Raw genomic sequence first — 22,264 nt, forward strand, 5'->3', positions numbered from 1 at the left:
TTATAAATTTTCTATCAGTTTAGGTTCAACATGTGCTAACTCGTCAGTAGTTTCCAGCGGTTCTTTATCCGGATCGCGGCGTGTTTTAGAGCCAAACATCATATACATTACCGGGATAACGTATAGGGTAAGAATCAATGAGAACAGCATGCCGCCCATAATTACTATACCCAGCGATACACGGCTTTTTGCCCCTGCACCCAAAGCAAAGGCAATTGGCACCGAACCCAAAACAACGGCCAAACTGGTCATCAAAATTGGGCGAAGACGAGCCCCCGCAGCTTCAACAACTGCATCGTATTTACTAAGGCCATCATGTTCCATGCGCTGATTGGCGAACTCCACGATAAGGATACCGTTCTTAGTAACCAAACCCACAAGCGTGATCATCCCGATCTCGCTGAAAATATTCAACGTTTGATCAAACAACCAGAGCGACACAAACGCCCCCGCAATAGCCAGCGGCACGGTAAACATCACGATAAATGGATCGATAAAGCTTTCGAATTGGGCTGCCAATACCAGATAGATCAGTAATAAAGCAAAACCGAATGCAAATAAAATATTAGATGAACTCTCTGCATAATCCCGAGACGGTCCGCTTAGGGCGGTACTGAATGAGGAATCAAAAGTCTGGTTAGCAATTTTCTGCATTTCGGCAATACCATCGCCCACGGTGTAACCCGGTGCTAAACCTGCCTGTACGGTGGCCGATTTATAACGGTTAAAGTGATAGATAGATGGCGGCGTAGCATCTTCTGAAATATGCACCACGTTATCCAGCTGCACCAGGTTGCCACGGTTGCTGCGTACATAAATAGATTTCAGGTCGAGCGGGGCATCACGATTAGCACGGTCTACCTGTGCAATTACCTGGTACTGCTTACCGCTCATTAAAAAGTAGTTGATACGCCCTGCGCTATAATACAACTGCAAAGTGCTGGCAATATCACTAACGCTCACACCCAAATCACGGGCACGGTCGCGGTCGGTAACTACGGTTAGTTCGGGTTTGGTGAATTTGAGGTTTACGTCGGTGCCAGCAAAAACTGGGTCTTTAGATACCTCGGCGAAGAAAGTTGGCAGTGCTTTACGGATCTTCTCGAAATCCTGGTTCTGGATTACAAACTGCACCGGCAACGAGGTACGCGAACCGCTACCGCCACCGCTTATGGTTTGCTCCTGGATTACCAGCGCACGGGCATCAGAATATTTACTTAATTTTTTAGATAACCAATCGGCAATTTCCTGCTGGCTGCGTTTACGTTTATCGGGCGCAACCAAACCAATACGGCCAAAGCCAGAGTTGGCAGAACCACCGCCACCACTTCCCGGTGAAATTACCGAGATATTTACGTTAGCCTCAGGGATCGAATCCTCAACCAATTGCGAAATGTTGTTCATGTACTTGGTCATGAACTCGTAGCTGGCACCTTCAGACCCGGTTACGGAATAACGCAGCAAACTGCGATCGTCCAGCGGGGCCAGTTCAGATTTGGTAGTTTTTGCCAGGATGCCGATCAGCCCCAGCGAAATCACAATAATTACGATAGAGACCCAGCGGCGTTTCATAAAGCTCACCAATGTTTCGGTGTAAGCATTATTCATCCGTTGGAAGAAAGGCTCTGTCTTTAAATAGAAGTTTGATTTCTTCTGATTCTTACGGATCAGCTTCACGTTTAGCATTGGCGTAAGCGACAGTGACACAAAAGCCGAGATCAATACCGAACCTGCTACCACAATGGCAAACTCGCGGAACAATCGCCCCGTAAATCCTTCGAGGAATACAATTGGTAAAAACACAGCCGCCAGCGTAACCGAGGTGGAGATTACCGCAAAGAAAATCTCTGCCGAACCCTCGAACGCTGCCTTGCGGATCGGCATACCTTCTTCTACTTTTTTGTAGATGTTCTCGGTTACCACAATACCATCATCCACCACCAAACCCGTAGCGAGTACAATACCCAGCAGGGTTAAAATATTGATAGAGAAGCCAAAGATGTACATGATAAAAAACGTACCGATAAGCGATACCGGGATATCAATCAGTGGACGGAATGCGATCAGCCAATCCCTAAAGAACAGGTAGATAATAATTACTACGAGGATAAAAGAGATCACCAAAGTTTCCTCTACCTCCTCTATCGACTGGTTGATGAACCTTGTATTATCCAAAGCAACCTTCACACTAATATCGGGCGGCAAATCTTTCTTAATCTGTTCTAAACGTTTGTAAAAATCTTTGGCAATTTGCACGTAGTTGGCACCCGGTTGCGGCACAATGGCCAAACCAACCTCGGGCACGCCCGATTCTTTCAGCGCAGTTTCCTCATTGGCCGAACCCATTACGGCATAACCAATATCACGCAGGTGAATCACCCGGTTACTATCGGCACGGATAATGAGGTTGTTAAATTCTTTTTCAGTAGTAAGCTTACCCAGCGCACGGATGGTTAACTCGGTATTGTTACCCTCTATTTTACCGGCTGGCAGCTCAACGTTTTCTGCATTCAAAGCATCGCGCACATCGGTAGCAGCAAGTTTGTATGACGAGAGTTTAGCAGGATCGATCCACAGACGCATCGCATACTGGCGTTGGCCCTGGATGTTGATCTGGCTTACTCCGGGGATGGTTTGTAAACCTTCCTGCAACACGTTTTCGGCATAATCATCAACCTGCGTAATGTTGCGGGTGTTACTGCTCACGGTAAGGGTGATAATGTTATCAGAGTTGGCATCGGCCTTGGTAACAACCGGCGGGGCATCAATATCCTGCGGTAACTGGCGCTGGGCCTGCGATACCTTATCGCGCACGTCGTTGGCGGCAGTTTCCAGGTCGGCATCCAAGGTAAATTCAACCGTAATGGTGCTCGAACCTACTGAACTGGTTGAAGAAATATTACGGATGCCCTGTACGCCGTTAATGGCTTTCTCTAAAGGCTCGGTAATCTGCGATTCAATTACTTCGGCATTGGCACCCGAGTAACTGGTTTGCACAGTAATAATAGGCGGATCGACCGAGGGAAAATCCCGCGTGCCCAAAAATTTGTAGCCGATAATACCGAACACAACGATGACTACCGAGAGCACCGTTGCCAATACCGGCCGTTTTATACTGGTTGAGGATAAACTCATGCTGCTTACTGAATAACTTTAGTAATTTTCAAAGGAACCTTCGGTCGCATTTGGATTAAACCCGATACGATTAAACTATCGCCCGCTTTTAAACCATCCACCACTTCTATTTTAGTATCGGTACGCATATCTGTTTTCACTGGCACCGCAACAGCAGTACCGTTGTGGGCAATGTATACCTTGCTGGCTTTCAGATCGGGGATCACGCACTCTGTCGGCACCATAATGGTTTTCGGGATCTGGTCGAGCGTTAAATTGATCTTGGCGAAACCTCCGGCGGTGATTAGATTTTTAGGGTTAGCTGCTTTAGCACGCACGGTTATCGAGCGCGAAGTTTGATCGATAGATGGCTCGATAGCATAAACCACAGCCGTAAAAGTTTCGCGCGAACTGGCAATACTGAAACTTACCTTACTGCCCGTTTTAATTAACTGCTGGTAACGCTCAGGTACTGAAAAAGTCAATTTCATCGGGTCGGTATTCACCAAAACTGCGATAGAAGTTAGCGGCGATAAGTACCCGCCCGGGCTTACATTCCTTAATCCGATAACACCCGAAAAAGGCGCGCGGATCTCAGTTTTGGCAATCTGCGCCTTAATCACATCGCCCTGCGCCTTTAATGAGTTATAGGCCGAAAGCGAAGTATCGTACTCCTGCTGGCTTATCGCTTCTTTTTGCAACAATATTTTGTTACGGTATTCTATCTGTTGCGCCAGTGTAAGCTGGTATTGGGTTTGCTTTAGCGAGGCAGTCAAATCGGCGTTGTAAACTTTAACCAGTACCTGGCCTTTGCTCACGTGGCTGCCTTCTTCAAAATAAATACCGGTAATGTTGCCTGCGGTCTGGCTTACCAGGTTTACTTTTTCGTTAGGGTCGATGGTGCCTGTCAGGTCAATGTTGTTGGTTACGGCAGTATCCTTCACAATCATTACCTTAACCGGTACAGGGCCGTTTTTCTTTTTGCCGTCTTTGCTCCCTGATGCCTGGCCCTGAGCTTCTTTGCCTTTGCCGCCATGCAGCTTGTTAAATATTAAAAAGCCTACAACTAAGGCCAGTGCTGCGTATACAATGTAGCGGGTTTTCATGTATGGGTTTGGTCTCGCTTTTATGATTTATTTTATTGGGTTTTTAACTGCGGTTTGCAGCTACATTTTGTTGCTCATCTGCGGCTAATACGGGTACAGCAATACACCCGGGGTAGATGTATTTTATGCGATTACTTTGAGTTATAGCCATAAATAGTGCGGGGCTAAAATAATGGTTACAATTTTAAATAGTTACTTGTATCAACCATTTTACAACATAAATTATCGCCACAATAAATCACCCCTACGTAGTTTTTTATAAATTGGCCTCATGAAAAAATTTGCTTTATTTACTATTGCACTGTTAACTATTATAATGACTGATTTTACCGACACCCACGCAGCCGGTAATGTGAAGATCAGCTACGAGGTTACCTTCCCCGAAGCGCAGGCACATTACGCTGATATTGAAATGAATATAACCGGACTGGCGCAAAATTCGCTGGACCTGAAAATGCCCGTTTGGACGCCGGGCTCGTACCTGGTGCGCGAGTTTGCCAAAAATCTCGAATCGTTTGGTGTAGAGGCCAATGGCAAAAACATCCCGTTTGTAAAGACCCGCAAAAACATCTGGCATATTAACACTACAGGCATTAGTGCCGTTAAGGTGAAGTACCGCATGTACAGTTTCGAAATTTCGGTACGTACTGCGTTTATTGATGTTACACATGCGTTCCTGTCAACCTCGGGTATGTTTTTGTATCCCGATGGTATGCTGATGCACCCGTCAACCATCCACATTGTGCCTTACAAAAACTGGGATAAGGTTTCTACCAGTTTAGAGATGGTAAATAACGATCCGTTTACACGCACTGCGCCTAACTACGATATTCTGTTTGATTCGCCGATTGAGGTGGGTAACCAGGATGTATTTGGCTTTAAAGCAGCCGGTGTTGATTACGAGGTGGCTATGTATGGCGGCGGCAACTACGATAAAGAGCGTCTGAAAAAAGATATGGCCCACATTGTGGAGCTGGAAACTGCCGTTTATGGCGAGAACCCTAACAAGCACTATACCTTTATTGTACACAACTATAGCAAAGGCGGCGGCGGTCTGGAGCATTTAAGCTCTACTGTTTTAGGAGCATCGCGTAATAACTATAATACTGAAACCGGATATCAGAACTTCTTAGCTTTAGTATCGCACGAGCACTTCCACCTGTGGAATGTGAAGCGTTTGCGTCCTATCGCTTTAGGTCCATTCGATTATGATAACGAAAATTACACTACTGATCTGTGGATTGCCGAAGGCTTTACCGCTTACTACGATAACATCATCGTAAACCGCACCAAGCTTTACAGCACAGAAAACTATCTGGGTGTATTGGCGGCAGATATTAATATTGTTGAGAATTCTCAGGGTGCTAAAATTCAGCCACTATCGCAATCAAGCTATGATGCCTGGATTAAAGCCTACCGCCCGGATGAGAATTCGGCCAACACCACCATTTCTTACTACAACAAAGGTTCAGTAGCTGCATTTTTGCTGGATCTGGAGATCATTAAAGACAGCAAAACCAAGTACAGCCTGGATGATGTAATGAAATACATGTACACCGAGTATTACAAAACCAAAAAACGTGGCTACACTGATGCCGAGTTTAAACAAGGCCTCGAGAAATTTGCCGGTAAAAACCTGGACGATTTCTACAAGAAATACGTTAACGGCTTAGATGCCATCGATTATAACAAATATTTAGGCTACGCCGGTTATAAATTAAGCGATGAATATGCTGATAGCAACATCCCAACCCTGGGCGTTAAAACAGCTACCACCGGTCCGTTAAAAGTAACGTCAGTGAGCCGTGGCAGCGCAGGCTGGGTTGACGGCATTAACGTTAACGATGAAATTACCGCCATTGACGGACAACCCATTGCCGACCCTAAAAACCTGGTAGCAGGCAAAAAGGTAGGCGACAAAATCACTGTAACCGTAACCCGCGATGGCCAAACCTTGCAATTACCGGTTACCCTGTTACGCAACAACGAATTTAAATACAAGATAGTAAGCATTGATGCGCCATCGGCAGAGCAACTGGCCGTGCGCAAAAAATGGCTGAGCTTGTAGATCGAGATAGCTTGTTCTACCCCTTATTAACGTTTGGGCAAGTCGCACTGGCTTAGTGTTCCCCTAATTTAGGGGAATGCAGTGACAGTGCTAATACCTCTAACATTAATAAGGGGTAGACTTTGGATATTCAAGGCAGGTAAGCCACCTGTATACCCAAAAGGTTTTCAATCGTAAAAAATTGAAAACCTTTTTCATTTAGTTAACTTATATATTATAGTAATTATTTATTAATTAACTAAAAGGAGTCTACCATGAGATCATTATTGTATATCATTGCCGTGATCCTGATTATAGGATGGGCATTAGGCGTGTTTTTATACTCAGCAACGGGATTAATCCACGTATTGCTTGTAATCGCTATTATTTCTTTATTACTGGGATTTATCAGAAGCCCAAGTACTGTTTAATAATTGCTTTTAATATTATTTAAAAGCCCGGCCAATGCCGGGCTTTTTTGTTTTATCTTATTCAAATAGTTTTTTAAGCGTTTGCTGCAATTCTTCGCCTTGTAAATTTTTAGCGATGATAACCCCATTCGGGTCTATCAAAAAATTGGAGGGGACAAGGCCCACATTGTACAATTTTGCAACCCGGCTATCCCAGTGGTTGGAGTGATGCGGGTCGCAAACATGGTTCCAGGGCATGCCGTCGTGTTTAATTGCCTTAATCCAATCCGCTTTATTAACATCAAGCGATACACTCAGTATGTCGAAATTCTTAGCTTTATATTTCTGGTAAGCAGCAACCACATTAGGATTTTCGGCACGGCAAGGCACACACCACGAAGCCCAGAAATCGAGTAACACATATTTGCCTTTAAAGTCGGACAGTTTGATCAGTTTACCATTAGGATTTACTTCTGCAAAATCAGGTGCGGTGCCGCCAACAACCAGTCCATTGAGCTCTTCTTGTAGTTCTTTTCCCCAGCTATTTTTTTTAACGGTATCTGGCAAAGCATTAAAAATTGTTCTTAATTGATCGCCAGGCAAAACCCCATCTATATGCACCCTGCCCATTGTATTTTGGATCAAGATATAACTGTTTATTTGCGATGTAGAATGTGCCTTTATCCAGGCCAGTGTGTTATTTACCTTATCTTGTTTGGCTATCGCCAGTAAAGAATCCATTTGGGGTTTTATTTTGGCATATAGGGCTGTATCCATGTGACCACCAGTAGCTAAAAAGAACTTTTTGCGAGTGGCATAAAATTTGGCCCCTGCTTCGTCTTCATTTATAATTTCCGAAAAAGCTTCGTACTCATCATTGGTAACCGTATTGCCTTTAAGCGTTGCTTTTTGCAGAGAACTATCTACTAAATCAATCTCCAGGTTACCCGCATCGAGAAAAACATTTTTACTGTTATGGTGGTAGCTTAACGCATATAATTCTGCCGCGGGTTGATTAAATGAGAACGAGAAACGCCCGTTTTTAACTGCGGTGGATAAAGCAACACCGGCAGGCATCCGGCTCAAATGTTGTTGAGTTAATTTGATTGTATCTCCATTCTTTAAAAAATCAGCCTTGCCGGATATATTAACTTGCTGAGCATAGCTATTAGAAATGAACATAGCGAAAAGAAACGATAAGAAAAGGTTCTTCATGAAATAGGTTTAGAGCTTTGGTGATTGAAATTAAGAATATCTTTTCGATAACAGAATAACTACCTCACTAAATATTTACAATCCGCAACCTTCCAAATTCCTTATCTTAGTTCTTATGAAGCGTTTATCAGCATTAATTATCCTTGCCAGTTTTGCGTTAACCACATTTGGGCAGCAAACCCAGAAACCCATGTTGTATGGCACCAGCTGGATGGCCGTTACCGGAAAACCGATGGCAGCTACGGCGGGTTCGATGATATTTCAGCAGGGCGGTAACGCGGTTGATGCGGCTTGTGCCATGCTTGCTGCTACCTGCACCATGTGGGATACTTTAAGTTGGGGCGGCGAAACCCAGGCGCTTATTTATAACCCTAAAACCGGGAAGGTAATTGCCATTAACGCGATGGGCGTTGCACCTACCGGCGCTACCGTTGAATTCTTCAAAAGCAAAGGCTACAATTTCCCTCCGGAATACGGTCCGCTGGCAGCAACCACGCCGGGCACACCGGGCGGATTAATTTATATGCTGATGAACTATGGCACCATGAGCCTTAAACAGGTATTGGCACCTGCCATGCACATGGCTGCAGGTTATGCCATTGAAGCACAGGCAGCCAACACCATCGAAAAAGATAAAGAAATGCTGAAAACCTGGCCTTACAGCAAAAAGGTTTTCCTGACCCCCCCGGGCGAAAAACGCGAGGCACCTGAACCGGGCGAAATATTTGTGCAGAAAGATCTGCTAAACACACTTACCAAAATGGTAGAAGCCGAAACTGCGGCCCTTAAAAAAGGCAAAAGCCGTAAAGAAGCGTTAATGGCTGCTTACGATCGCTTTTACAAAGGTGACATTGCTGAAGAGTTTGTTCGCGGCAGTAAAGAGCAAGGCGGTTTAATAACCATGCAGGATCTGGCTAAGTGGAAACCTGTTGAAGAAGCGCCACTAATGGTAAACTACAAGGGCATCGATGTTTACAAACTACAGCAATGGACACAAGGCCCGGTTATGTTACAGGCTTTAAATATCCTCGAAAATTTTGACCTGAAAGGGATGGGGTTCAATAGCGCTAAATATATCCACACCGTTTACCAGGCTATGAACCTGGCTTTTGCCGATCGTGATTTTTATTATGGCGACCCTTATGCCAACCCTAATGAGCCGATGAAAGGTTTGTTGAGTAAAGAATATGCGAAACAACGCGCGGCCTTAATTCAGTATGATAAGAATGATGCGAAGATTGGTCCGGGTAACCCCTATCCGTTCGAAGGTAAGGTGAACCCTTTTATCAATTTATTGAAGAACCGCGGCTTTGAACTGGATACCACCAAACGCAACTTCGCCCCTAAACATGACTTAGGGAACAACACACCAAAAGAACTTTATGAAGACCGCCTATGGCGCGGCACCACCTCGATAGAAGCAGCCGATAAAGATGGCTGGGTGGTTTCTGTAACCCCAAGCGGTGGCTGGCTACCGGCTTGCATTGCGGGTAACACGGGTATAGGCATGAGCCAGCGGATGCAAAGTTTTGTGCTCGATTCTACCCTGAACCCTTTCAACGTGGTTGCACCGGGTAAAAGGGCGAGGGTAACTTTATCACCATCCATGTTCCTGAAAGATGGCAAGCCTTACCTCTCTGCAGCCGTACAAGGCGGCGATACGCAAGATCAAAACCTCATCCAGTTTTTCCTGGATGTGGCCGAGTTCGGCATGACCGTACAACGCGCCACCGAAGCACCTAACTTTAACACCAACCAGCTTTGGCTCTCACTGGGCGGCACCAAAACTGCCGACCGTGAACCTAAACCCGGCCAGATATTATTGAACACCAACACCAAACAGGAAGTGCGTGATCAGCTCCAGAAAATGGGTTACACCCTCAGCTTTACCGAACGTACCAGCGGCCCCATCAACGCCGTTTACTTCGACTGGAAACATGGCAGCCTTTGGGGTGGATCTAGTAATCATGGTGAGGATTATGGGATTGGATGGTAAGTTTAGTTGTGAGGGAGTGAATGGTGAGTTGTGAGGGAACTTCATTTGCTTCTTACCGTCATTGCGAGGTACGAAGCAATCTCAGACCTATTCGCAGTAGCTTAAATAAATCAGAAGCTACTATGAGTGGGCTGTGCCACTATTCTCTTCAGTCCCGCTCAATCGCCGCGGGTTGGGCTGTTACTTTGGGGCGCTAAAGTAACCAAAGCGCCTGTCGGCAAAAGGCTTCTTTACACACAAAGCCATGCCGCACAAGCAGTCAGAACCACAGGCCGGGATCTTTTGCCCGGCTAACGCTCGCACTGGCCTTTACCCTTCTGCAAAATCTCCAATGCCTCTTCCTTCGCACAAGGCCATAATTGTTCTGCCCGCTCTTGGCCGAAGCTGTTTGCACGACGCTGGAAAGACCTTTATTTAAAAATTTGTCATTGCGAGGTACGACGCAATCTCGTCGTAGGACTAATTCGCCCTGTATAGTTACGAGATTGCCACGTCGTTCCTCCTCGCAATGACAAATTTTATAATTGCCACAACCCACCACTACCTTAACATAACCTCTCCTCAAGGCAGCATTGGCAATGTTGCGGCAACCACTGTGCCTGCCTAACCACTACAAGTTCATAGCAACAGGGCCCGGCTGCGACTTTTCTTTTGGTTACTTTTCTTTTGAGAGAAAAGAAAAGTAACATCCACAGGCTTAGCATAAACCTCTGCTGCCCTTCCTAATGAAAAACGGATTGTGTGCCATTCAAGTAAGTGCCTTGTATGTCTGAGATTGCTTCGTTCCTCGCAATGACGTGCGTGTGGGTTAACGTCTTCTATTGCATCATCTCTTTCAATTCTCTACACAAAACCCCAACCTCTTCTTCTGTATTATAATAATGCACCGAAGCCCTTACAATACTGCTCAGCTGATTTTTATCCATATAGATTAAAGTGGATGATGCTTTACCTACTGATACATTAATGTTCTTTTCAAACAGTTTGGTTTTTACCTCGGTGCTGTCGATACCTTTTACAGAGAAGGTTATAATACCACATTGCTCGTCGCCAAAATCGTGAATGGTTATTCCATCAATAGCTTTTAATTGTTGGCGCAACTTATTGGCTAAAAATTGGATGCGTTGCCAAATCTTATCTATACCGATATTAAGGGCATATTCAACAGCTTTACCCAAGCCCAAAACCAGGGCACGGTTGTTTTCATACAGTTCGAAACGGCGGGCATCATTTCTTATCTTAAACTCGTGCTGACCAACCAGTTCTGCTGTAAACCCATCCATAAAAATGGGGTTCAACTGGCTTTGAATTTCTTTTCGCACGTATAAAAACCCGGTGCCCCGTGGTGCGCGTAAATATTTGCGCCCCGTTACAGAAAACATATCGCAGCCAATTTCGGCTACATCCAGCGGTAACTGCCCGGCTGACTGGCAGGCATCAACCAAATACAAAATGTTGTGCTTACGGGCTATTTTACCAATCTCCACAATCGGCACCATACCACCTGCGGTAGACGGGATCTGGGTTACGGCAATTAGTTTGGTTTTAGGTGTAACGGCTTTCTCTAATTCGGCCAGGGGGAAATTGCCCTGCTCATCATTTGGGATAACCTTAACGCTGATGCCCGACTTTTTTTCGGCGTTGGCAAAAGCAATCAGGTTGGTTACATACTCCATTTCAGAAGTGATGATCTCATCTCCCGGTTTAAAATTAATGGCGTAGAAAGCGGCACTCCAGGCTGTGCTGGCATTTTCTAAAATGGCAATTTCATCAGGGTTGGCGTTAACCAGGCGGGCAATCAGGTTATAGGTATTTTCCAGCTCATCCTTGTATTTAAACTCGGTTTCGTAGCCACCGTTCATGGCTTCTTCCTGCAAATAATTAATTACGGTATCAACTACCACATCTGGTGGCAATGCCGAGCCTGCATTGTTGAAATGGATTTTATGAGCAGCACCCTTAGTTTCGGCCCTGAACTGTTGTATCTCCTCTTCGCTGAATATTGTATTTGCCATATTGTATAAGTCCTTTTAAACAAAGTAAGTATTAAACCAATAAGTAAAACAGATGCAGATTATATAAATATAATTATAACAGATTTACATCCACAAAAAAGCCGTCCCGATATTTCGGAACGGTTTAAATATCTTAAATAATATATTTAGAACTGCAACACCACAAAGAACCTGATACCATGTTTAGAAGTATCCGGGTGATCGAGGTAGCTGAAACGTTCTACATAATCAATCCGCAGGATCTTAAATATATTGGCAATACCAATACTGCCCTCCTGATAAGGCCCATTGTTTAAGGTATAAACAAACGGGTGCCCGTTTCTTTCAGGAAATTGTATTAATGATGGATCGTTAGCCGGGTTATTCTCTGCCCGCAATCCGCCCCAAAGCACTTTGTACGATACTACTTCGCGCCATTTCAACTTCTTAAGCAACGGGATTTTGTTAAAGAAGTACCCGTTAAAATTTTGGTCAATGTTAATGGCTGCATAGTGATCGCTCACAAACTCCAGGAAGTTCATTAAGTTGTACGATTGTAGCTGCAAAGCGTAAGTCTGGTTGGCATGGTGGATATCCAGCAACGGGAACGGCAACTTACCGACTACGTAGCCACCCTCGGTACTTACATCGGCAAAACCTAACTGCGATAAATAAAAGCGTTTGCTGATATTGCCCGTAAAGTTTTCGTAATGGTAATCGCCGCCAAGTACTTTAATACCTTGTTGGTAACGAAGTGTGAAAATAGGGTACTTATCAGGAATAGGTGTACGATATAGTTTTCCCTGGTAAAATTTCTCATGAGGGGCGTAACGTAGCTCGGTTGATAGCTCTGTTGTGGTTAGCCAGTTAATGTTATTAGGCTGGCCGTTTACTGTATTTTGATAATACAAAGCGCCGCCTACATCCGGGCCTGCCGGGTTTTGCTTCCAATTCTTTAACTCAAATTTGTAAGAAAAATGGTTCAGAAACTCGTGCACATAATCTAACCTGAAAATATTGTTATAGGTTAAAATGTCGTTATACCCACGTTTAAAGGAAAGCAAAAAGTTATCTTCCTGCACAAACTGCAACTCCTGCCCGGGTATCTGGGTATCTTTCTGATAGCTGGCACGTAAATAACTTTGCGGGAACGAGTAGATTGATTTATTGTTGAGCGAATACGTGCCGCTTAAAAAGTATTTAAATTTTTCGTCCTTAAAACCATAAGCTCCATAGGTTTCAAAATAGTACCGTTTGCTTAAAGTTGTGGTGGTACGCCCACCGAGCCTCAACCTAAAACCTTCTATCGGATTAAAGTTATAGAATGTATTTACCGGGCCAACCTCAAACGGGCCGTAGTTTTTATAACCGGCCAATACCAGCGTCACAATATCCATCGTGCGTTTAAAGGATGGGATGGTTTGTAAACTATCAATATCTTTATAGATGCTTGCTTCAGATGCCTTCAGCGTATCCGGACGGTTTTTATTCCAATAATCATCACCCCTATCTGCAGCCGTTGGGGCTATTACCTCGGCCGGGCCTTCGTAAGTTTTCGCAGGGCGTGGTACGTTGGTGGCAAAATCGCTTAACATTACCACACGTTCGCCCAAAATACCACCACCTTTATTTTTACTCAGGCCGAAGTCTATTTTTAAATCGCTCTGGCTTAAATGGTAACGGCCATCGGTATTTTTATCAAAGGCAAGCACGGCCTGCATTTGCCTTACAAAGTTAAGGTTGATGTTTTTGTTGACAGATAAGGCAGCACGTTCAACGACATAGTTACCATCCATGGTGATGTAGATCTTTCCTTCGAACAATAAATCGGTAGTACTGCGTGGCGTAAAGCTTAACTCAATCAGGTTCGGACTTACATCTTTCAGCGTATCTGTAATAAAGAATTTGTAAACCGAAGGCGCGGCATCGGCAATTGGGCTTAGCAGCTGGTTACCCAACAGTGAGACATTGTTATCGTAAATATCAATATCCTGGTACATGCGGTTAAAATAGGCTGTTAAACCCTGGTTATCTACAAAGCTTTCGTCGTACTTAACCTGTTTGTTGGCCTCAATAAATTGCTTTTTAGTATAGGGCTGCTTGCGGAAAAAGTTGTGCGAAAGCTTCTCCTCCATATACAAAGGCAGCAGTGTTTTACCGCCAATTTGGGTCGAATCCTGTTCGCGGAATAAGAACTGGTAGTTCTTAAACATTTTTTTATCGCGGAACTTATCAGATAAGTTGCTCAGCGCAAATATCATTTTTTCATATTGGTGATATTCGGCATAATCATAACTCTCCAACCTGTTTTGTTTTTTGTGCTCGATAACCTTGCGGATCAGCTCAACAGCCGGGTTATCTTTATTACGGTAACGAACTTTTTTGCCCGATTTGATCACCACCTCATTAAGCAGGTGGGTATCCTCGCCCATTACAATGTTCTTAACCAGTTCCTGCCCTGGGGTAACCGTTACGTATACCGACTTATAGCCAATGAACGAAAACTTAACCTGGGTATATGGCCCGGTGCCTTTTAGCGTGTAATTACCGTTAGCATCGGCACTTACGCCTATGGTTGTACCCACAAAGGTTACGGTTACAGCAGGTAACGTCTCTTTGGTTTTGGCATCGGTAATAACACCCTTGATTACAGTTGGAGCTGTTGCAGCCGGTGGTGGAGTGGCATCCTGTGCGTATATTTTTAATGGAAGTGCAAAAAGCACGGCCATTACGAGAAAAATAATCCGGCTATATATAAACGGAGATTTTTTTGAATGTGTTGGTATAATTTTATGCATAAAGTTAAAACTTAATGACCTTAGCCTTTTAATATTACTATCCCAAACACAGTTATAATCCCAATTCACTATAGTAATTTCTTGTTCAGCCGACCAAGATCATGCCATTAACACAACATACTTATTATTAATTATTTATCAATAATACTTATATCATAAATTAACGGAATACCGTTTTTTTACACTAAACTGTCGATATGAAACAGTTCACTGTATAAACGTTATTATTTAGATGAAAGATTGCAAAGATAGTTACCAAAAAATATCATCATATATTAAACCTGACATTATGGTGATGTTTTTAATATATCATCTTGAATAGGACACGGAAAGAAGGGATTACCCTGATGTGGAGGAAGATATTATGGACGCTTGTTTAAATTTCGCACAATCCATTTTTCATTAGGAAGGGTGCCTGGTGCATGTTTAGCCTATGGATGTACTTTCTTTTTCTCTCAAAAAAGAAAGTGACATCCACTAACGACAATGCTTCACACTACCATTCCTAATGAAAAACTGATTGCGCTATTAAGCAACGGCTCTGTAGGTCGGGATTATTAATGTAGTGTTTGTTTTTATAGGTATTAGTGAGCACTCAACGGTCGGTTGTCTTCATTCCTCGCAATGACGTGAGTGAGGAGTGAAAGTCTGCATGCCCATTTTTATTGGATAGGTTTTTGCAGTATTCCATTCGAATTAAAAAATTTAAACAATACTACCTATGAAAGCTGTTTTGATCTACAAATTCGGCGGCCCCGAAGAATTAAAATACGAAGATGCCCCCGAGCCAATCATTAACCCGAATGACGTTTTAATAAAAGTAATAGCCACCAGCGTAAACCCGGTAGACTGGAAAATACGCAAAGGCGAACATGGCGACATTAAATTCCCGGCTATATTGGGTTGGGATGTTTCGGGAGTGATTACAAAAGTGGGCAGCGATGTACACGATTACAAAGTGGGCGACGAAGTTTACGCCCGCCCCGATTTAAAACGCAACGGTACTTATGCCGAATATGTAGCTGTTAAGGCAAGCGAAATTTACTTCAAACCAAAATCTGTAGATCATACTACCGCCGCGGCCATTCCTCTGGCGAGCTTAACCGCATGGCAGGGAATTTTTGATCATGGTAAGTTACAAGCCGGGCAAAAGATCCTGATCCACGGTGCATCTGGCGGAGTGGGTACCTTTGCCGTACAGTTTGCCAAATGGAAAGGTGCTTATGTAATCGGTACCGCCTCTGGCGATAACATCGACTTTTTGAAAGAACTTGGCGCAGACGAGGTGATAGACTACAAGAAAGAAAAATTTGAAGAAAAGCTAAAAGACATCGACGTAGTGTTTGATACCCGCGGCGGCGATACCCAGATCAAATCTATCGAAGTACTAAAACAGAACGGTATACTGGTAAGCACCGTTGGCATAAAAGATAAAGAAGCCCTTAAACCTAAAAATATTGAAGGTGTAGCATACATGGCACAGTCTACCCCCAATGACTTAAAACAAATCGGCGAACTGGTTGATGCCGGCAAAGTAAAGGCCATCATAGCCAAAGTATTACCACTAAAAAATATTATCCAGGCGCATAAACTGAGCGAAGAAGGGCATACAAGAGGTAAGATTGTGTTGACGGTTGGGGAGTAAAGTTAACTGTTCATAAAATTTTGTCATTGCGAGAAGGAACGATGCTGCAATCTCGTGACTATGCAGATCGAATTAGCATTAGTTACGAGATTGCCACGCTATCGCTCGCAATGACAAAATTTAATTGTACCGATAAGAAATGCTCTCACTAACCGTAAATAACCTAACAATTGTGGCATTTTAATTTTCGGGCAGCACTACACCCTTTAATAGAAAATTGAGCAGCCACGAGTTTGTTTTTCACGTAGTGTTTGTTTTTATTGGTGTTCATGAGATCGCTACGCTAAGTTTCTTGGTAGTTCTTTCTTGCGGAAAGAAAGAAGTACATCCACTGACGACAATCCCAGCCACTACCCTTCCTAATGAAAAACGGCTTATGCGTTAGTATTGGCAGCGCTAATCGGTCTGAGATTGCTTCGTACCTCGCAATGACGTGAGAGAGGGAACGGCAGCCTACGAATCTTCCTCACACCAACCTCGATGGCGCAACTCCATAAGCCTTTTTAAAGGCGAATGAAAAGTGCGAAAAATCTTTAAACCCGACTTCCATGTACACATCAGAGGTTTTCCAGCCTTTCTCTTTGAGGAGGTAGTGGGCATCTTCGAGACGTTTTTGCTGCAGCCAGCGGTTGGGCGAGGTTTTAAAGATCTTCTCAAAATCGCGTTTAAAAGTGGCCAGGCTGCGGCCGGTGAGGTAAGCAAAGCGGCTGATGTCTACATTAAACTTGTAGTGCTCGGTCATGTAGGCCTCCAGGTCTATTTTGCCGGGTTCGTTAAAATCGAAGAGGGCATCTTTAAGGTCGGGGTTGGTTTCGAGCAAAATCATGATGGCCTCTTTTACTTTCAGGCTTACCATCATTTGGTTCAGCTCACCGGTGCCATCAACGTAGGGTTGCAGCGACTCAACAAAGTTTAACAGCTTTTTATTCGGCTCTAAAATCAGGGCAGCTTCGCCATTATAGGGTTTGGATGGATGCAGATTAAACTCCTCGCTCAGGCTGTGCAGAGTTGCCTGATCCAACCGAATTGATAGTGCCCTATACTCTCCGCCCGGCACGGGGTGCTTGGTAAATTTGGCGAGTTGGTTACGGCGGATATACCGAAAATCGCCCGCCTTAAACACGTAATTTTTGCCGTTAATAAACAGGTCGTTGCAGCCCTCAATACCGTAGCTAAAAATGTGTTCGGCCACAAATTGTTCACCCTCCCGGCTGGTGTTGGAGTAGCAGGAATACAAAATCCGGTCGTCTGTTTGGTGGCTTGTTTTTGCTGGCATAATGTATTATAAAAGTAAACAGAAATGCAGGGTTTAGCCCACATTTCTGCATTTTATGGTTAAATTTTTATACCTTATTTAAGTAATGCTTATTTGCTTCTTTCCTTCAAAAAAAACTTACCTGCATCGGTTTCCAGGAAGTTTTCGGCCTCGTCATGGTCGGTAGAAATACTTACCGGCAACCATTTTTCCATTTCGGCTGTTCGTTGGGCATCCGCATTTTTCAACATGCCGATGGCTTCGCTACCTAATACCAGGTGCATTGGTGGCTCAGGATTTTCTACTAAGTCGATCATCACTTTTGCGGCTTTGTCCGGGTCACCCATGGGTACAAATGCACCGCTCTTAAATAGCTCGGTACGTTTTTCAACAGTGTCTTCGTAGCCTTCAATTGCAGGCGCGTAAGTCATAGAAGCACCTGCCCAATCGGTACGGAAACCACCAGGCTCAACACTGGTAACCAGTATGCCCAGCGGTGCAACTTCTTTAGCCAATGATTCGGTGAATCCGCTCAAACCAAACTTAGCAGCCTGGTAAATGCTCACGCCCGCGTTACCTACACGGCCACCAATGGAGCTGATCTGCAAAATGCGGCCTGCGCGCTGTTTACGCATGTAAGGCAATACCGCGCGTGTAATTTCAATAGGTGCATATAAGTTGGTTTCCAGTTGGCTTCGCACCTGTTCGTCGGTAAAAGCTTCTGCGGCGCCAACTATACCGAAACCAGCGTTATTTACCAATACATCGATACGGCCAAAGTGTTTAACAGCTTGGGCTACGGCATCGTAAACGGCATCGTAATTAGTTACATCGAGCTTTATGGGGAGTATCTGGTTGGGGTATTTTTCAACCAGGTCATTTAATTGTTCGGGGTTACGGGCTGTTGCGGCTACGTTATCGCCTTTTGCCAGTACTGCCTCGGTAAGGCTACGTCCCAATCCGCGGGAGCTGCCGGTTATAAACCATGTATTTGCCATTGTTGTAGATTTTTTATGTTTTTGTTGAATCAAAGGTAGGGTGAATAACAACCCGCCGTTTTGTTAGAAAGCTCAATCTATTTTGTTAAAAAGCTCATTAAAAGAATAGATGATTATGCTTGATAATGACAATTAATAAGAGCTACTTTGCAGCGTAACATTTTCTAATTGAGTTATGACCTATTGTTTAGGCATTAAAGTAAAACAAGGGCTGGTTGCCATTGCCGATACACGCATTACTTCGGGTAGCGATGTAACCATTAAAAAGAAGCTTTTTGTATTGCAGAAAGAGCAATGCTCGATGTTTATCATGACCAGCGGACTACGTTCTGTACGCGACAAAGCCATGGTTTATTTTGAAGAACTGCTGGATAGTAACCTTGCCGATTACGATAAACTATACAAAGCCGTAAATGCCTTTGGCGAGCAGGTGAAACGTGTTGGCGAGGAAGACCGCGAGTCGCTCGAAAAGGCTGGGTTTAAATTTAACTTGAATACCATTATTGGCGGACAGATGAAGAATGATGAAGAGCACAAACTCTTCCTCCTTTATCCCGAAGGTAACTGGGTTGAGTTGGGCGAGGGCGCACCTTATGTAATTATTGGCAACGCTGCACAGGGTAAAGCAATACTAAACCGCAGCTTAAACCGGGAATCGAGCCTGAAACTTTGTTTAAAGGCCGGTTTTCTATCATTCGACTCTACCCGTATCAGTGCTGCAGATGTTGATTTCCCGATTGATGTGGCGGTGTATGAGACCAACAGTTTTAAAATGATTGAGCACCATTATGATCAGGATGACCTCGGTAAAGTTTCGGCACAATGGGATATGGAACTAAAAAAAGCGCTAAAAAACATCTCAAACCAATGGATGGATGCGACGTTTAATGATATAACAAAGACTAAAAAGAAAAAGAGTAAAAAAGCATGAAGTTCAGCGTTTCGGGGGCATTAAGTTATCAGGTCAAATCGGCCGCAACATTTATTTTAAATATACATGCCCTCCGCACGCCGGACCAGTCTGTGCTAAAAGAAACTTTTACTGTAGACCCGCATAGCAATTCGGAAGAGCTGGTTGCCCAAACCGAAAATCGTTTTGTACGGTTCGAGGTAACCGAATCCGCCTATGTAAACGTTAACTATCATGCAGTTATCGATACCTCGTATAAACAAACTGCCGGGCACCTGCTAACAGATGTACCGGTAATGCAGATGGACAACACTGTGATACCCTATTTTTTCCCCAGCAGGTATTGCCAGTCCGACAAGCTTTTCCGCTTTGCACATAACAAGTTTGGCAAAATTGATAACGCCTTTGAGAAGGTATGCGCGCTTACGGATTGGATCCACGATAATGTGGAATACTTGAGCGGCTCTACCACTTCACAAACTTCGGCGTATGATACTGTTACCGAGCAGGCCGGTGTTTGCCGCGATTTTGCGCACCTTGGTATCGCCCTTTGCCGTGCGCTGGATATCCCGGCACGTTATTTTACCGGCTACGCCTATCAACTAAACCCGCCCGATTTTCATGCCTGTTTCGAAGCCTTTATGGGTGGCCAATGGGTAATATTTGATGCCACTAAACTGGTGCCGCTTAACGGCCTGGTAAAAATAGCAACCGGCCGCGATGCCGCAGAAGCTGCCATTGCCAGTATTTTTGGCGATGTTACCAGCACCTTTATATCGGCCTCGTGCCAATTGGCTGCCGATAGCTTCGAGCCTATTTATTACGATAGCAATAACCCTATAGGGCTTACTTATTTATAAAATGATAACATACATCGTTAAACAGTTAACCGTATCTTGGGTTCTTAACTGATAAATGAGTAAGCTTATCAAATTCATTTTTGCTTTATCTGCATTTTTTTGTTTTTCTGCTCAGTTATGGGCCCAGGGAAACAGGGGCATCCCGATTGTCCGCGATTTACAAAGAGAAAGAGATAGCCTGGCCTCCAAAGAGCCTGTACCTCAAAAAGATCTTTATGATGTTTTAAAGAGTTGGATGGGTAAACCCAAACCAACGGTTCCGCATAAAGACACCATTACCTCCAAACCTAATATTTCCCTCATCCCTGCAGTGGGCTATACCCTTACAACCGGTTTTGCACTTAGTTTATCAGGCAATATGCAGTTCAGGCTGGATTCTACTGCACGTGTTTCAACAGTAACGGCCAGCGCTGCGGTATCAACAAATAAGCAGCTCATTATACCTGTACAATCAACCATCTGGCTAAAAAACAGCAATTATGTTTTAATTGGCGATTACCGCTTTTATAAATATCCGCAAAGCACGTACGGCCTCGGTACCAATTCAAAACCGGAAGACGAAAACCCGATGAACTTTAATTACATCAGGTTTTATGAAACACTGCTCAGAAAAATCACGGGCAATTTTTATCTCGGCGCAGGGTATATTATCGACTACTACGCCAACATTTCTGAAAAAGGAACCAAAAGCGGTGCGCCATCGGCTTATGAGCTATATGGTATGTTGCCGCATACGGTATCATCGGGCTTAACTTTAAATGCGCTGTTTGATAGCCGTGATAATGCTATCAATGCATCAAAAGGTGCTTATGCTTCTATGCAACTCCGTACTAATTTCGAGTTTCTGGGCAGTAATTCGGGCTGGCAATCTTTAATTATAGATGCCCGCAAGTATTTTAACTTCCCGGCCGGCAGTAAAAACGTACTGGCTTTCTGGAATTACGATTGGGTAGTGATCAGCGGCAAACCACCCTACCTTAATTTACCCGCCAACGCCTGGGATTCTTACTCAACCACCGGCCGGGGATACGTGCAGGGGCGTTTCAGAGGCGCCCAAATGATCTACCTCGAATCAGAATATCGTTTTCGACTCACAAAAAACGGCCTGTTGGGCGGCGTAATTTTCGCTAATGCCGAAAGTTTCTCGGCCGCACCGGGTTCGGGCTTGCAATCTATCCAGCCGGCTTTTGGCCCGGGGTTAAGGCTTAAACTCAACAAGGTATCCAAAACCAATATCGGGCTCGATTATGGCTTCGGTACTGGAGGTTCCAGCGGTTTATTTGTTTGCGTCGGCGAAGTTTTTTAACAAACGGCCTAACATTTTAATTTTTCAATGGTACTGTTTTTGTTAACTATCTAATATTATGGAAGATCAAAAAATTATATCAGGCAGAAACGAACAGGAAGTTTGGCCGCTGATTGAGGCAAATCTTACCACAGATGAGTACACTTACGACGTGCTGATTGAGCAGGGCGGCAAACGGATCCAATTATATATTGATATTGACCCCGGAGGCGGTTTCGAGGGCGGATCTGAGCTTACTCAAATAAAAGCCCCATTACCTGTGAGCACCGTATTTAAATTTGCTATACATCACCAGGGGGTTATTGATACCGTGGGTAAGTTTTTTGGTATGCAGGATGTAATAACCGGCTATCCCGAATTTGATAAAAAGGTTATAGTAAGTACTAATAACGAAACATGGGTACATGAACTATTTGCCGATGCCGATGTACGCGACATATTCTCGAAGCTGGAAAACTTTACGCTTGGCATCCATAACCACCATGCCGAAAACAGCGATATTGACCACCCGTGGCTGGAGTTTAGCAGTGATGAGGCCTATGATGATTATGAAACCTTAAGGCAGATCTATCATGGCTTTAGCTTGCTGCTGCATCGCTTGGACAATTAA

At 44.1% G+C, this 22,264-nt stretch carries 15 protein-coding genes; 8 read left to right on the forward strand and 7 right to left on the reverse strand.

The window, feature by feature from the left end:
- Entirely contained in the window at positions 1-3,135 is a 3,135-nt protein-coding gene (locus PQO05_RS24790) for an efflux RND transporter permease subunit (RefSeq protein WP_273630157.1), read from the reverse strand.
- A 5-nt stretch (positions 3,136-3,140) separates the two neighbouring features.
- Positions 3,141-4,220 (reverse strand): efflux RND transporter periplasmic adaptor subunit, encoded by a 1,080-nt coding sequence (locus PQO05_RS24795; RefSeq protein WP_273630158.1) that lies wholly within the window; start codon positions 4,218-4,220, stop codon positions 3,141-3,143.
- Positions 4,221-4,491: 271 nt separating this feature from the next.
- Between PQO05_RS24795 and PQO05_RS24800 the strand changes: the two genes are divergently transcribed.
- Entirely contained in the window at positions 4,492-6,288 is a 1,797-nt protein-coding gene (locus PQO05_RS24800; RefSeq protein WP_273630159.1) for a M61 family metallopeptidase, read from the forward strand.
- Positions 6,289-6,542: 254 nt separating this feature from the next.
- Positions 6,543-6,698 carry a lmo0937 family membrane protein gene (locus PQO05_RS24805; protein WP_273630160.1) on the forward strand — a complete coding sequence of 52 codons (156 nt, stop codon included), beginning with the start codon at positions 6,543-6,545 and terminating at the stop codon, positions 6,696-6,698.
- A 57-nt stretch (positions 6,699-6,755) separates the two neighbouring features.
- Here the strand turns inward: PQO05_RS24805 and PQO05_RS24810 are convergent, their stop codons facing one another.
- Positions 6,756-7,892 (reverse strand): TlpA disulfide reductase family protein, encoded by a 1,137-nt coding sequence (locus PQO05_RS24810; protein WP_273630161.1) that lies wholly within the window; start codon positions 7,890-7,892, stop codon positions 6,756-6,758.
- Between the two features lie 115 nt (positions 7,893-8,007).
- Here PQO05_RS24810 and PQO05_RS24815 point away from each other — a divergent pair, with 115 nt between their 5' ends.
- Entirely contained in the window at positions 8,008-9,888 is a 1,881-nt protein-coding gene (locus PQO05_RS24815; protein ID WP_273630162.1) for a gamma-glutamyltransferase family protein, read from the forward strand.
- Between the two features lie 818 nt (positions 9,889-10,706).
- On the opposite strand, the gene PQO05_RS24820 is transcribed toward PQO05_RS24815, so the two are convergent.
- Positions 10,707-11,903, reverse strand: a complete 1,197-nt coding sequence (locus PQO05_RS24820) for an aminotransferase class V-fold PLP-dependent enzyme (RefSeq protein WP_273630163.1) — start codon at positions 11,901-11,903, stop codon at positions 10,707-10,709.
- Between the two features lie 146 nt (positions 11,904-12,049).
- Positions 12,050-14,611 carry a DUF5686 and carboxypeptidase-like regulatory domain-containing protein gene (locus PQO05_RS24825; RefSeq protein ID WP_273630164.1) on the reverse strand — a complete coding sequence of 854 codons (2,562 nt, stop codon included), beginning with the start codon at positions 14,609-14,611 and terminating at the stop codon, positions 12,050-12,052.
- A gap of 790 nt (positions 14,612-15,401) precedes the next feature.
- Here PQO05_RS24825 and PQO05_RS24830 point away from each other — a divergent pair.
- Positions 15,402-16,325 (forward strand): NADP-dependent oxidoreductase, encoded by a 924-nt coding sequence (locus PQO05_RS24830; RefSeq protein ID WP_273630165.1) that lies wholly within the window; start codon positions 15,402-15,404, stop codon positions 16,323-16,325.
- 466 nt (positions 16,326-16,791) lie between these two features.
- Here PQO05_RS24830 and PQO05_RS24835 read toward each other — a convergent pair whose 3' ends face one another.
- Together PQO05_RS24835 and PQO05_RS24840 are read right to left on the reverse strand one after the other, a co-directional pair.
- Entirely contained in the window at positions 16,792-17,601 is an 810-nt protein-coding gene (locus PQO05_RS24835) for a helix-turn-helix domain-containing protein (RefSeq protein WP_273630166.1), read from the reverse strand.
- An 89-nt stretch (positions 17,602-17,690) separates the two neighbouring features.
- Positions 17,691-18,578, reverse strand: a complete 888-nt coding sequence (locus tag PQO05_RS24840; RefSeq protein WP_273630168.1) for an oxidoreductase — start codon at positions 18,576-18,578, stop codon at positions 17,691-17,693.
- A 175-nt stretch (positions 18,579-18,753) separates the two neighbouring features.
- On the opposite strand from PQO05_RS24840, the gene PQO05_RS24845 reads away from it, so the two are divergent.
- Genes PQO05_RS24845 through PQO05_RS24860 form a run of 4 tightly spaced genes read left to right on the forward strand, consistent with a single transcriptional unit; the run spans position 18,754 to position 22,264 of the window.
- On the forward strand, positions 18,754-19,509 hold the full coding sequence (locus PQO05_RS24845) for a proteasome-type protease (RefSeq protein WP_273630169.1): 756 nt from the start codon (positions 18,754-18,756) through the stop codon (positions 19,507-19,509).
- Positions 19,506-20,348, forward strand: coding sequence for a transglutaminase-like domain-containing protein (locus tag PQO05_RS24850; RefSeq protein ID WP_273630170.1), 843 nt, complete (start codon positions 19,506-19,508; stop codon positions 20,346-20,348). The genes PQO05_RS24845 and PQO05_RS24850 overlap by 4 nt, the downstream gene beginning before the upstream one ends.
- Before the next feature lie 55 nt (positions 20,349-20,403).
- On the forward strand, positions 20,404-21,654 hold the full coding sequence (locus PQO05_RS24855; protein ID WP_273630171.1) for a BamA/TamA family outer membrane protein: 1,251 nt from the start codon (positions 20,404-20,406) through the stop codon (positions 21,652-21,654).
- Between the two features lie 58 nt (positions 21,655-21,712).
- On the forward strand, positions 21,713-22,264 hold the full coding sequence (locus tag PQO05_RS24860; protein ID WP_273630172.1) for a hypothetical protein: 552 nt from the start codon (positions 21,713-21,715) through the stop codon (positions 22,262-22,264).

The sequence above is a fragment of the Mucilaginibacter jinjuensis genome, from assembly GCF_028596025.1.
Lineage (GTDB): Bacteria > Bacteroidota > Bacteroidia > Sphingobacteriales > Sphingobacteriaceae > Mucilaginibacter > Mucilaginibacter jinjuensis.